This is a genomic window from Bradyrhizobium sp. NP1 (assembly GCF_030378205.1).
In the GTDB taxonomy this organism is placed as follows: domain Bacteria; phylum Pseudomonadota; class Alphaproteobacteria; order Rhizobiales; family Xanthobacteraceae; genus Bradyrhizobium.
The window spans coordinates 7,489,298-7,503,022 of record NZ_CP127385.1 but is presented as its reverse complement, the minus strand read 5'-3'; the positions used below and the strand labels follow the sequence as shown (position 1 = coordinate 7,503,022).

The following is a 13,725-nucleotide window of genomic DNA, read 5'->3' as shown; positions in this document are numbered from 1 at the left end:
GCGACGTGACAAAACGTCCTACACTCCGGCGCCGGCGTCCTGCGAGTGACCGCCATGCGCTTTCGCATCAGGAAATCCGCTCACGTCCTCGAACGCATCGGCCTTGCGATGGCGGGTGCCGCCAGCGGCCTGTTCGTAGGCGCCCACGTTGGGTCGACCATCTCCTTCTTCACCTCGCAGGCCTTCATTCTGTTCATGATGATCGGCGGCGCGGTCGGCTTCTATCTCGGCATCGACACGCCGCCAAAGCCCTTCCACGAACATGACGATCCGCGTGACATCGATGCCGCGGAATTCCTGAGCGCCGTCGGCACGTTCCTCGCCGCGCTGGCCGCGTTTGCGTCGGTCGGCGTGATCATATTGCGCGAAGACCTGCACATCGCCTGGACGGTCGCGATCATGGCGGCCTGGAGCGTTGGCGTGGTGATGCAGATCGTCGCGGGTGCGATCGCGCGCGGCAGGAAGTGAAGGGCTGTCAGGCGTCGCTGCCGCTTGCGCCTGCGAGGCCATTATTCCGCCGCAACCAAGGCGGGTACTTCCGGGCAGCGTCCACAGGACGCGAACAACAACAATGAACAGCGATGAGGAAACAGCCATGGAGCTCGGATATTTTGCGATGCCCTCGCATCCCCCGGAGTGCGGCCTGAAGGAAGGGCACGATTGGGACCTGCAAGTGCTGCGCTGGCTGGATGAGCTGGGCTATCAGGAGGCCTGGATCGGCGAGCATCATACCGCGCCATGGGAGCCGCATCCCTCGCCCGATCTCCTGGTCGCGCAGGCGCTGCGCGAGACCAAAAATATCCGCCTCGGCCCGGGCGGCTTCCTGCTGCCGTATCATCACCCGGCGGAGCTTGCGAACCGCGTGGCGATGCTCGACCATCTCTCGGACGGGCGCCTGAATTTCGGCGTCGCCGCGTCGGGCCTGCCGAGCGACTGGGCGATGTTCAATGTCGACGGCATGTCCGGGCAGAACCGCGAGATGACGCGCGAGGCGCTGGAAATCATCATGCGGCTGTGGACCGAGGACGCGCCTTTCACCCACAAGGGCAAATACTGGACGGTGACCAAGCCGGACACGATGTTCGATTTCCTGAAACCCCACCTCAAGCCGAAGCAGGCGCCGCATCCGCCGATCGGGGTTGCGGGCCTGAGCAAGGGCTCCGACACGCTGAAGCTCGCAGGCGAGCGCGGCTATATCCCGATGAGCCTCAACCTCAATCCGGCCTATGTCGGCAGCCACTGGGAATCGGTCGAGGCGGGCGCCGCCAAGACCGGACGCAAGCCCAGCCGCCGCGACTGGCGGCTGGTGCGCGAGGTGTTCGTCGCCGATACCGACGAGGAGGCCTGGAAACTGTCGGCCGGCGACATGATGGGCCGGATGATGGGCGAATATTTCCTGCCGCTGCTCGGCCATTTCGGTTTCAAGGATTACCTCAAGGCGAGCCCCGACGTGCCGGACAGCGACGTCACCGTGGACTATTGCGCGCGCCACAACTGGATCGTCGGCTCGCCATCGACCGTCACCGAGAAGATCGAGACGATCTATCAGGAGGTCGGCGGCTTCGGCACGCTTTTGGTGTTCGGCTTCGACTACAAGCACAAGGGCGAAGCCTGGCACCACTCATTGAAGCTGTTGAAGCAGGAAGTGATGCCGCGCCTGAAACATCTCGATGCCTCTTTCGTGAAAGCGGCGTGAGGCGAAGGCGCCGATCGGTGCGGAGCGGCAGCCATGCCGCCCCGCATCAAGCCATCGCGTTTTCCGCCGGTTGTGCTTTGTCGAGCGCTGTTGTCAGATAGGACAACGCCTCGACCGGCAAGAAAGCGCGACCGTGCTGGACAAATCCAAGCGTGACGCGGAGGAAGCTCTCGACCAGGCCGCCGAATGGATCGGCGCCTTCGATGCCGCGTTGACGGACGGATCGGAGCGCGCGCTGGCCACCCTGTTTGCCGCCGACAGCCATTGGCGAAACCTGCTCGGCATGTCCTGGACCTTTGCAACCTTCAGCGGCCGCGAGACGGTCGTGCGCGAGCTCAAGCAGCGCAGCGCGCAGGCCGCTGCACACGGATTTCGGATCGCGACCGAAATGCTGCTGCCGCGCCGGGCCATAATGGCCGGCCGCGAGGTGGTCGAGGCCGTGTTCGCGTTCGAGACCGCGAACGGCCCCGCGCTTGGCGCGCTGCGGCTCGTGGCCTCGCGCAGCGGGCGTCCGGTCGCATGGACGCTCTCGACCCTGCTCGACTTTGACCGCATCTGCACGACGCGCGAAAGCCGCGCGGCGGCAAGCACGACGCGGGATTTTGCCGCGCCCGATGGGCTGGAGCAGCGCCAGGCCGCATCGGCCTATCATGACCGCGATCCCGACGTGCTGATCGTCGGCGGCGGCCATGCCGGCATCTCGGCCGCGGTCGAGTTGAAGCGCATCGGGCTTGGCGCGCTGATCGTCGATCGCGAAGAGCGCATCGGCGACAATTGGCGGCAGCGCTATCGCGGGCTGAAGCTGCACAACAAGACGCCGGTCAATCATCTGCGCTATTTGCCATTCCCCGTGACCTTTCCGGACTACATTCCGAAGGACCAGGTCGCGAACTGGCTGCAAAGCTATGTCGACATCATGGAGCTCGACTTCTGGACCCGCACGAGCTTCGAGGGCGCATCGTATGATGATATGAGCCAGCGTTGGACCGCGACGCTGACGCGCGATGGCGTCAGCCGCACGCTGCGGCCCAAGCATATCGTGATTGCGACCAGCGTCAGCGGCACGCCGAACATTCCCGTGATCGAGGACATCGAGAACTTTGCCGGGTGCGTGCTGCATTCGAGCCAGTTCGTGGCGGGCAAGGAATGGGCCGGCCGCTCGGTCGTGGTGTTCGGCACCGGCACCAGCGCCCATGACATCTGCCAGGAATTGCATGCGGCGGGCGCGCGCGTCACCATGGTGCAGCGCAGCCCGACCATGATCGTCAATGTCGAGCCGGCGCAGCTCTACGACAGAACCTATCTTGGCGACGGCCCGCCGATCGAGGTGCGCGACATCATCAATTCCGGCGTGCCGCTGCCGGTCATGAAGATGGCGCACAAGCTTGTCACCGACGAGGTGAAGACGCTCGATGCGCCCTTGCTCGCGCGGCTGGCGCGTGCCGGCTTCCGGCTCGAATTCGGCGAGGACGGCACCGGCTGGCCGCTCAAATTCCGCTCCCGCGGCGGCGGCTATTATTTCAATGTCGGCTGCTCCGAACTGATCGCCGACGGGAAGATCCGCCTGATCCAGGCCGCCGATATCGATGCGTTCGTCGCCGATGGCCTGCGGCTGAAGGATGGCTCGATGCTGTCGGCCGAATTGTTCGTGCTCGCGACCGGCTACAAGGGTCTCGATCATCTCCTGGCGAGACTGTTCGGTGCCGAGGTTGCGCGCCGCGTCGGCCGGGTCTGGGGTTTTGACGAGGCAAGCCAGGAGCTGCGCAACATGTGGACGCGCACCGGTCAGCCCGGCCTGTGGTTCACGGGCGGTGCGTTCTCGCAGGCCCGCATCTACAGCCGCCTGATCGCCCTGCAGATCGCGGCGATCGAGGCCGGAACATTGCCAAAACTGTTGAACTGAGGATTTGCCGCCATGGCCGCTCCGCTCGATCCCGTCATTGCCGGCATCATTCCGCTGCTGCCGCTGCGTGATCCCACCGTGATGACACCGCAAAGCGCGCGCGAGGCGCTGCGGGCGCTGGCGGCCTCCCGCGCCGCGGTGCCGCCGCCGCCGGTCGCTGATGTGGCCGACATCAAAGTGAAAGGCGGCGCTGCGCCGCTCGATGCCCGCGTCTATCGCGATGGCACCGGCAAAGCGCCGACGGTGGTGTTCTTCCATGGCGGCGGCTGGGTCGCCGGCGATCTCGAGACCCATGATCGCCAGGCGCGCTTGCTCGCCATCGAGACCGGCAGCATCGTCGTGTCGGTCGATTATCGCCGCCCTCCGGAGACGCGTTTTCCCGGCGCGTTCGAGGATGCCTTTGCCGCGGTGCGCGACGTGATCGCGCGCATCGCCGAGTTCGGCGGCAACGCGGCCCGCGTCGGCGTCGCCGGTGACAGCGCCGGCGGCAACCTTGCGGCGGCGACCGCGATCGCCTGCCGCGATACCGGCATCAGGCTTGCGGGGCAACTCCTGGTCTATCCCGTCACCGACGCGCTCGGCGGCTATCGCGACGCCGCGGTGAATGCGCGCTATCCCTCGCGCACCGAGAACGCCGAAGGCTATTTTCTGTCGCACGCGGTCATGCAGTGGTTCGCCGGGCATTATCTCGCCGACCTCAAGGACAGTGCGGACTGGCGCGTCTCGCCGCTGCGCGCCAACAGCCTCGCGGGCGTGGCACCAGCGGTCGTCACCACCGCCTGGTTCGATCCGCTGCGCGACGAGGGCGCGGCCTATGTCGCCGCGCTCAAGGCCGCCGGGGTTCCGGCAACGCATCATGAGGGCGCGGGCCTTATCCATGGCTATTTCGGCCTGCGAGATGCCGCCCCGATAGCGCGTGCCGAGGCCGAGCGCGCCCGCGCCGATTTCAGGCGGCTGCTCGACAAGGGGGCCTGAGGGGCGTCAAGCGGCGAAAACCGCATCGATCGGTGCCGCCAACCCCTCTTTTTGCGGCGCGCGCCGCGCGCTAGAGTTGCGCCATGACCGTGACCGACATTGCAAGCCGGACCTACAACCACAGCTGGCGGCTCGACCCGATCGTGCGCAGCCTGCTCGATACCGATTTCTACAAGCTTTTGATGATGCAGATGATTCGGGAATTCTACCCGACTCAGAAGGTCACCTTTTCGGTCATCAACCGCTCCCGCCATGTCCGCCTTGCCGAGATCATCGACGAGGGCGAGCTGCGCGCCCAGCTCGATCACGCGCGCACCATCCGCTTCACCAAGAAGGAATTGATCTGGCTTGCCGGCAACACCTTCTACGGCAAGACCCACATGTTCTCGGCCGACTTCATCAACTGGCTGGCCGGCTTCCGCCTGCCGGAATACGAGCTGCGCAAAGTCGAGGGCCAGTATGAGCTGCATTTCCACGGGCCGTGGACGCACACCACGATGTGGGAGATTCCCGCGCTCGCGATCCTCAACGAGCTGCGCTCGCGCGCGGTGCTGAAGGGCCAGGGCCGCTTTGCGCTCGACGTGCTCTATGCCCGCGCCAAGGCCAAGCTATGGAGCAAGGTCGAGCGGCTGCGCCAGCTGCCTGATCTCAGGCTGTCGGACTTCGGCACGCGGCGGCGCCACGGCTTTCTGTGGCAGCGCTGGTGCGTGGAGGCGGTGAAGGAGGGACTCGGGCCCTGCTTCATCGGCACCTCCAACGTTCTGCTCGCGATGGACAACGATCTCGAGGCGATCGGCACCAATGCGCACGAGCTGCCGATGGTCGCGGCCGCGCTCGCCAATGACGACGCCGAATTGCGCTGGGCGCCCTACCGCATCCTCGACCAGTGGCGGCACACCTATGGCGGCAATCTCCTGATCGCGCTGCCCGATGCGTTCGGCACCAAGGTGTTTTTGCGCGACGCGCCGGAATGGGTCGCGGACTGGACCGGCTTCCGTCCCGACAGCGCGCCGCCGATCGAGGCGGGCGAAGAGATCATCACGTGGTGGGCGAAGAAGGGCCGTAACCCGAAGGACAAGCTGCTCGTCTTCTCCGACGCCATGGATGTCGGCTCGATCGAGGAGACCTATCGGCATTTCGCCGGGCGCGTGCGCATCTCGTTCGGCTGGGGCACCAATCTCACCAATGATTTCATCGGCTGCGCGCCGGACGGCTCGGTCTTTCTCGATCCGATCTCGATCGTCTGCAAGGTGACCTCGGTCGACGGACGCCCGGCGGTGAAACTGTCGGACAATCCGGAAAAGGCCACCGGCAATCCCGCCGAGATCGAGCGGTACTTGCGCGTGTTCGGCGATGCCGGCCGCGTCCGCGCGCCGGTGCATGTGTGAGACGCTATGGCCTAGGCTCGGCCAGGCTGATGCTGATTTGAATGTCAAACAGCGGCCCGCTCTCGACAGCATTCCGAGCGGGCATGATTTCGCGATCTCGCCGCAGGTTTTCGCGCGAGTTTGATCCTGATTTGCGCATCCTCTTTGCCAGAGGGCACAGGGAACGCCGGGCGTTCGGCACGCCCGCAGCCTCGCGTGCGAAAAGCAAGAAGCACACGAGTTAGTCACCACGGTCACGCCGGTTCACCCGGCATTCCCTGTGCAATGGTTTTAACGGTTTCCTTCGCGCTCTCCCTGGAGACCGGGCTTTCTTGCCTCCATCGCCTGCGCGGCGCGTCGGGCCCGACAGGGCCGACGTCGCCATCCCGCAAGCTTGGCGCCAGCGTCGGGGCGCCAGGACCACACGACTTTGCCGTCCGCGAGACAGCCGCTCTTCGTCTTTGAGCGCTACTCGCGTCCACCGCATTCCGCCCCACGTTCGTGACGATCGCGAGCGCCCCTCTTGAGGAGCGGAACGGGGCGAATTGAAGCCACTGATTTGCCCGACGGCACAAGCGCAATATTTTTGCGGGAGGGGATGGACAGGTTTTGTGGGCGCGCGCCGGTGATTTGCCCGTCGGGCAAATCAAGCGAAGACTTTAAAGCCTGAGCGTGAGCTAGTCCCAGCGTTAAAAAATGCAGTTCATAATCTGATGAGGATCGTTGGAGTCGGTTTTTCAGACAATGACGAGTCCGCCAGCACGTCGTAGCGCCTGCGCGATCGTCAACCCGGCTCGCCGACACGTCCGGTCCGGCCTGGGAGCCGACATGTAACGCAAGTCGGACTTTGACCCGAAGCCGACCTTGCGCCGATGCTGCCGGAGGGGCGGTGCGGCCTCGAAAATAAATTCGTAGAGCATGTCGTATTCGCGGTCCGCCGTTCGACTGGGTGTCGGGGAAGCCACTTCGGTTGTGGCTGGAGCTCACAATGTGACTGATTAGCTATCAGATCAATGATCTTGCGGAGGTTGGCAATGACGATCTCGCATCGATTTATCGAGACAAATGGCATTCGAATGCACCTGGCCGAAGCAGGGAGCGGGCCCACCGTGCTTCTCTGCCATGGCTTTCCGGAGTGCTGGTATTCGTGGCGGCACCAATTGGAAGCGCTCGCTGCCGCCGGATATCGCGCCATCGCGCCCGACATGCGTGGTTACGGGCAGACGGACAAACCGGATGCGATCGATCAATACACTCTATTGCATTTGACCGGAGACATGGTCGGATTGCTCGACGCGATCGGCACGGATCAAGCAGTCGTTGTCGGACATGATTGGGGAGCGCCGGTCGCTTGGCGCTGCGCTCTGTTTAGACCGGATCGATTTAGGGCCGTCGTTGGCTTGAGCGTGCCGTTTCCGGTGCGTGGTCCCGACCGACCAAGCACTGTCATGCCGCGGGCCGAAAAGCAGCGCTTCTATCAACTGTATTTCCAGACGCCGGGCGTTGCCGAGGCAGAACTCGAAAAAGACGTCCACAGCGCAATCAAGACGACATTGTTCGCCCTATCCGGCGATGCGCCGGTTGAAGATCCTGCGTCGCTCACGATGCTTCCTAGTGAGGGGGGTTGGCTCGATGGGAAGCCTACAACCCAATCATTGCCGACGTGGCTCACGGACAGTGACATCGAATTTTACGTTGAGGAGTTCAAGCGCACCGGCTTTGGAGGGGGTTTGAATTGGTATCGCAACATTGATCGCAATTGGGAGTTGCTCGCACCATGGTCCGGCGCAAAGGTTCAGGTCCCTGCACTCTATGTCGTTGGCGATCGAGACGGGGTTTACAGGTCGCCGAGTTGGAGCCATCTCGTCCCTAGCCTGAAACAGTTCGTGCCCTTGCTTCGCGAGACAATAGTCTTGAAAGGTTGCGGTCATTGGACTCAGCAAGAGCGCGCCAAAGACGTAAGCAATGCGCTCCTGGAATTCCTGAAACAGTTATAGATCGCGAACGGGGACTTGCTAGACGCGGCAAGCAACGCAATGTCGCGTTTTGGCCCTTTTTGGACTTGTGGGTCCGGCCGAATCTCCGGTTTGCTCAAAAAAACCGGCCGCGCTGACGGTCGGACGAGGACTCGGAATTCGACAATGTCTGAGGACGGGGACTCGTAATTGACGTAAGCTAGACTCTAAATCCGTTGTCAGGCCGAGATTGAAAATCTTGGTCTTCTTGCCCCGTCAGACTCGTAGTTCGCTTTGAAGCACAGGTCCAAAAACAAAACGGCCGGGTCATTCGACCCGGCCGTTTCGAATTTCAAGGGATCGCGCGAGCGCGACGTAAGTCTCAGCTCGCCTTCTTCGCGGGCTCGCCGGCCTGCTTCTTCTCGATCGCCCGCTTCAATTCCAGCGCGCGCGGCGAGAGGTTTTCGGCGCGCGCCTTGATAAGGAACGCATCGAGCCCGCCATTGTGGTCGACGCTCTTGATCGCGTTGGTCGAAACGCGCAGCCGCACGTTGCGCCCGAGCGCATCCGAGATGAAGGTGACGTTGCACAGGTTCGGCAGGAAGCGCCGCTTGGTCTTGATGTTGGAGTGGCTCACCTTGTGACCCACCTGCGGGGCCTTCGACGTGAGTTCGCAGCGGCGCGACATGGTCAAATCCTCTTCCGTCCCGCTTCCTTGCCAGGGCACGCCTCAAGCGGCCCGCGCGGGGTCAAAATCTCGTCCATTTCCAGGAACGGCCGGACGTATAGGGGGAGGGCGGCGAAACGTCAAGGTTTTGCAACGGCAAAAGCCGATTTCGCTGGGCTTGCACGGCCTTATGCATCACATAAAGGGCGCATTCGGCGGCGATTTTTGCCGGTTCCGGCGGCACAGGCGTCTGGGCCCGAAATGGGCAACATTTTCGCCTCGGCCCGCTGTCGTCTGGTTGCGGCCGCGGGCGATTTTTTCCGAAAAGATCGTTCCGCGTTGTTTGGCGGATTTTCTTGCTTAAATGAACGATAACAGGCGCATCCAGCAGGACCCTCGGTCAGTGACCCGCCAAGCCCTGAAATTCGGCCGGCCGGGCCGCGTCGGCCTGTGCCTCGGTGCGCTGCTGCTGTCCTGGCTGCCGGCCGCCGCACAGGGACGGCTCGATGCGCAATATGAGGCGACGCTGGCCGGCATTCCCGTCGGCAAGGGCTCCTGGACCATCGAAGTCGGCGACGACCAGTTTTCCGCAACCGCCTCCGGCGGCACCTCGGGCCTGCTCAACGCGATTGCCGGCGGCAGCGGCAACGGCACTTCGCAGGGCCGCGTCGTCAATGGCGCGCTGATCGCGACCAACTTCGTCGGCTCGACGACCACGTACAGGAAGTCGGAAACGATCCACATCACGCTCGCCAACGGCAATGTGAAGGAATTCAACATCGATCCGCAGCCGCCGGTCGATCCCGGCCGGCTTCCGGTGCCGGATGCACATCGCCGCGGCGTGTTCGATCCGATGACGGGCTCGATCTTGCGCGTGCCCGGCACCATCGATCCGCTGAGCCCCGAGGCCTGCCACTCCAGCGCGGCGGTGTTCGACGGCCGCATGCGCTATGACTTGAAGCTCGACTTCAAGCGCATCGAGACGGTCAGGACCGAGCGCGGCTATCGCGGCCCGGTGCTGGTCTGCGCGATCTACTTCGTGCCGCTGTCGGGCTACATCCCCGATCGCCCGGTGATCAAATATCTCATCGCCCAGCGCAACATGGAGGTTTCGTTCGCGCCGCTGCCGGGAACCAGGATTCTGGTGCCCTATCGCCTGGTCATTCCGACCCCGCTCGGCACCGCGATGCTGGAAGCCACGACGTTCGTGACCCAGCTGCTGCCGCCCCGCGTCGCCAAGACACAATAGGGACACAACGCAACGCGGTCGCAGTGACCGCGCCGCAGGAATCGTAAATCGCGCCGACCACGCCCGGAATCAGGTTGACTCTCGCCCGATTCTGATTCGACTCGTGGCCAGCGAAAACTTTAAGAAATTCGTCGCCGTACGGTCGCTTGTGGCGCGGCGCCAAACTTGATCTAGTGCCGACGTGAAAGCGTCGACGCGAGATGTTGCGGTGAACGAAGCAGGACATGAGGGGGAGTCAGCGATTCGGCCGCGATTTGTTCACAACCCGTTCCGAAACTTAAGCCGAGGCCTCGCAAGCGTCGCATTGTGACACATCTATCAACTTGAATCGGCGCGGATTCTCTTCGCTATCCGCTTTGCGGAACCCGCGCGGAACAACGTAGAATCTCAAGACAATATGGCTTTCTCCCCTCAGGATCGGGCTCCCGGCGCGGGCGTCACCGCAGTGCTTGGGCCGACCAACACCGGCAAGACCCATCTCGCCATCGAACGCATGCTGGCGCATTCCTCGGGGATGATCGGCCTGCCGCTGCGGCTGTTGGCGCGCGAGGTCTACAACAAGGTCGCCGATCGCGCGGGCACTGAGGCCGTCGCGCTGATCACCGGCGAGGAGAAGATCAAGCCGAAAAATCCGCGCTTCTGGGTCTCGACCGTGGAAGCGATGCCGCGCGATCTCGACGTCTCGTTCCTCGCGGTCGATGAAATCCAGATCGGCGCCGATCTCGAGCGCGGCCATGTCTTCACCGACCGCATCCTCAATCGCCGTGGCCGCGACGAGACGCTGCTGCTGGGGGCTGCGACGATGCGGCCGATCGTGGAGCGGCTGTTGCCCGGCGCCTCGACGATTACCCGGCCGCGATTGTCGCGACTCGAATTCGCCGGCGACCGCAAGATCACCCGCCAGCCGCGGCGCACCGCGATCGTCGCCTTCTCGGCCGACGAGGTCTATGCGATCGCGGAACTGATCCGCCGCCAGCATGGCGGCGCCGCGGTTGTGCTCGGCTCGCTTAGCCCGCGCACGCGCAATGCCCAGGTGTCGATGTTCCAGAACGGGGATGTCGATTATCTCGTCGCGACCGATGCGATCGGCATGGGGCTCAATCTCGACGTCGACCACGTCGCCTTCGCCTCCGACCGCAAATATGACGGCTACCAGTTCCGCAGGCTCAATCCCGCTGAATTCGCCCAGATCGCCGGGCGTGCCGGGCGCGCCACTCGCGACGGCACCTTTGGTACGACGGGACGCTGCGCGCCGTTCGAGCCGGAACTCGTCAACGCGCTGCAGAACCATACCTTCGACAGCGTGAAGGTCCTGCAATGGCGCAATTCGAAGCTGGATTTTTCCTCGCTCGGCGCGCTCCAGGTGTCGTTGACGCTGCCTCCCGGCCACGAGGCGCTGACGCGCGCCCCGGCCGCCGAGGACGTGCGTGTGCTCGACCACGCCGCGCGCGATTCCGATGTGCGCGACATGGCGCACAGCGCCGCCGCGGTCGAGCGGCTCTGGGACGCCTGCCAGATTCCGGACTACCGCAAGTTGTCGCCGGCCGCCCATGCCGAGCTCGTGACCACGGTATTCGGCTATTTGATGCAAAATGGCCGCATCCCCGATGCATGGTATGCTGCCCAGGTGGACCAGGCCGACCGCGTCGACGGCGATATCGATACGCTGTCGGGGCGGATCGCGCAGATCCGGACCTGGACCTTTGTCGCCAACCGGCCGGATTGGCTGGCCGATCCCGAGCATTGGCAGGGAATAACGCGCGAAGTCGAAAATAAATTATCTGACGCGCTGCACGAACGGCTTACGGAGCGTTTCGTTGATCGGCGGACCAGTGTATTGATGCGCCGCCTGCGGGAGAACAGCGTTTTGAACACGGAAATTGGCAAAACCGGCGAAGTCGTCGTCGAAGGTCACGCGATCGGCCGGCTCGATGGATTCACCTTTGCGCCGGAGACCGCGGAAGCGGGCTCGGACGCCAAGGCGCTGCAGGCCGCCGCGCAGCAGGTGCTGGCGCGCGAGATCGATGTGCGCGCGGAAAAGCTCGGGGGAGCGCCGGACGAGCAGTTCGTGCTGACGTCTGACGGAACCATCCGCTGGACCGGCGATGCCGTCGCCAGGCTGGTGGCGGCGGAAGATGCCCTGCATCCGCGCATCCGCATCATTGCCGACGAACGGCTGACCGGGGCCTCGCGCGAGAAAGTGCAGGCGCGGCTCGACCTCTGGCTGAAGACGCATATCGAAAAGCTGCTCGGGCCGCTGTTCGAGCTCAACAAGGCCGAGGACATCACCGGCATCGCGCGCGGTATCGCCTTCCAGCTCGTCGAGGCACTCGGCGTGCTGGAGCGCAGCCGGATCTCGGCGGAGATGAAGGATCTCGACCAGCCCTCGCGCGCGTCATTGCGCAAATACGGCGTGCGTTTCGGCGCCTATCACGTCTATCTGCCCGGCCTGCTGAAGCCGGCAGCGCGCTCGCTGGCCGCGCTGCTCTGGGCGCTGAAGCATGACAATGTCGAGCTGTCGGTGCTGTCGAGCGCGCAGCATCTGGCGAGCTCGGGCCGCACCTCGTTCCCGGTCGACAAGCAGCTGCCGCGCGACGCCTATCGCGTGCTGGGCTACCGCCAGGCGGGCGAGCGCGCCGTGCGCGTCGATATCCTGGAGCGGCTGGCCGATCTCATTCGCCCGGCGCTGGCCTGGCGCGAGACCTCGTCCGGCGAGAAGCCGCCCGGCGCCTTCGACGGCCGCAGCTTCGTGGTGACGCAGGCGATGACCTCGCTCACCGGGTCGGCCGGGGAGGATTTCGCGTCGATCCTGCGCGCGCTCGGCTATCGCATGGATCGCCGTCCGCCGCTGCCGCCCAAGCCCGTCGCGGTCACGGAGCCCGTCGCCGTCACGGAGACCGTGGCAGCCGAAGCCTCGCCGGTGGAGGGATCGGCGGATGCGCCGTCCGAGGTCGCAGCGGAGACGCCCGCCGAAGCCGTGGCCGATGCGCCCACCGAGGTTCAGGATCACGTGACAGTGGTCGCCGGCGACGCACAGGCGGAGCCTTCTGCGCCGCCGGATGCGGTTGTGGCCGCGCCGTCGGCAGCATTGCTGCCCCAGGTCGCGCCGGTGCTGTCCGAAGAGGCTGCACCCGTTGCGGTCGAGGCCGAACCGCCCGCGGAAGCGGCTGCTGCCGAGCTGTTACCGGCGCCCCCAGACGCAACTCCCGCGCCGGAGACGGTTGATACCGCTCCCGCGCAAGCTGCCGCCGAGACTGCGCCCGTGGCGGAAGCTGCGCCTGAAGCCGCCGCGACGCCGGAACTGGTCGAAGTCTGGCGTCCCGGAGGGCGCTCCGACGAGCGACGTCCGCGTCATGATCGCGGCCGCCATCGCCATCAGGCCGGCCAGCAGGCGGCGGCCGGCGCCGAAACCGGCGAAGCCGGCGGCGAGAAGCGCGAGCATCACCGGCGCCGCCGTCACAAGGATTTCCGCAAGCCCCGCGAGGAGGGCGCACCGGCTGCGGCCGCTGCGGCGCCCGCCGAGGGCGCGCCGCCGCGCGAGGATCGCGCCCCGCGCCGCGAGCGTGTCGAGGGCAAGGGTCGCGACCGCGACGAGCGCCGGCGGGACAAATCCGGCGGCGAACGGCGTGGCGAGCGCGGCGATCGTGAACAGGGGCGTCGTGAGTTCGGCCGCGACAAGGGTGGCCGCGACCGGCGCGAGAGCGGGCCATCGCATCGGCCCTATGCGAGCTCGGCCTCGCAGCGCGAGCGCGACCGGCCGGTCGATCCGAATTCGCCGTTTGCGAAACTCGCCGCGTTGAAGGAACAGCTCGCCGCCAACCGCAAGGAATAAGGTTTTTTACGCGAAGGTGGACACGCCTCGCGCGCCGAACAGGGGATCGTTCCGACGGACCGCCAGCGTCTCGATAAATGG

9 protein-coding genes are annotated in these 13,725 nt (G+C 64.8%); 8 read left to right on the top strand and 1 reads right to left on the bottom strand.

The window, feature by feature from the left end:
- Positions 1-54 precede the first annotated feature (54 nt).
- The 6 genes from QOU61_RS36155 (at position 55) to QOU61_RS36130 (ending at position 7,938) form a co-directional block, all read left to right on the top strand.
- Entirely contained in the window at positions 55-468 is a 414-nt protein-coding gene (locus tag QOU61_RS36155; RefSeq protein ID WP_289655935.1) for a hypothetical protein, read from the top strand.
- A 127-nt stretch (positions 469-595) separates the two neighbouring features.
- A complete protein-coding gene (locus QOU61_RS36150; protein WP_289655934.1) occupies positions 596-1,696 on the top strand; it encodes an LLM class flavin-dependent oxidoreductase in 1,101 nt (366 codons plus the stop codon).
- 133 nt (positions 1,697-1,829) lie between these two features.
- Positions 1,830-3,599: a flavin-containing monooxygenase gene (locus QOU61_RS36145; RefSeq protein WP_289655933.1), complete on the top strand. Its 1,770-nt coding sequence runs from the start codon at positions 1,830-1,832 to the stop codon at positions 3,597-3,599.
- Between the two features lie 12 nt (positions 3,600-3,611).
- Positions 3,612-4,574: an alpha/beta hydrolase gene (locus tag QOU61_RS36140; RefSeq protein WP_289655932.1), complete on the top strand. Its 963-nt coding sequence runs from the start codon at positions 3,612-3,614 to the stop codon at positions 4,572-4,574.
- An 83-nt stretch (positions 4,575-4,657) separates the two neighbouring features.
- Positions 4,658-5,962, top strand: coding sequence for a nicotinate phosphoribosyltransferase (gene pncB / locus QOU61_RS36135; RefSeq protein ID WP_289655931.1), 1,305 nt, complete (start codon positions 4,658-4,660; stop codon positions 5,960-5,962).
- A 1,013-nt stretch (positions 5,963-6,975) separates the two neighbouring features.
- Positions 6,976-7,938 carry an alpha/beta fold hydrolase gene (locus QOU61_RS36130; protein WP_289655930.1) on the top strand — a complete coding sequence of 321 codons (963 nt, stop codon included), beginning with the start codon at positions 6,976-6,978 and terminating at the stop codon, positions 7,936-7,938.
- A 340-nt stretch (positions 7,939-8,278) separates the two neighbouring features.
- Here the strand turns inward: QOU61_RS36130 and rpmB are convergent, their stop codons facing one another.
- The gene (gene rpmB / locus QOU61_RS36125; RefSeq protein WP_289655929.1) at positions 8,279-8,584 is read right to left on the bottom strand and encodes a 50S ribosomal protein L28; all 306 of its coding nucleotides are present in this window, start codon (positions 8,582-8,584) and stop codon (positions 8,279-8,281) included.
- A gap of 382 nt (positions 8,585-8,966) precedes the next feature.
- On the opposite strand from rpmB, the gene QOU61_RS36120 reads away from it, so the two are divergent.
- Together QOU61_RS36120 and QOU61_RS36115 are read left to right on the top strand one after the other, a co-directional pair.
- Entirely contained in the window at positions 8,967-9,812 is an 846-nt protein-coding gene (locus QOU61_RS36120; protein ID WP_289655928.1) for a DUF3108 domain-containing protein, read from the top strand.
- A gap of 397 nt (positions 9,813-10,209) precedes the next feature.
- Positions 10,210-13,644 carry a helicase-related protein gene (locus tag QOU61_RS36115; protein WP_289655927.1) on the top strand — a complete coding sequence of 1,145 codons (3,435 nt, stop codon included), beginning with the start codon at positions 10,210-10,212 and terminating at the stop codon, positions 13,642-13,644.
- Positions 13,645-13,725 lie beyond the last annotated feature (81 nt).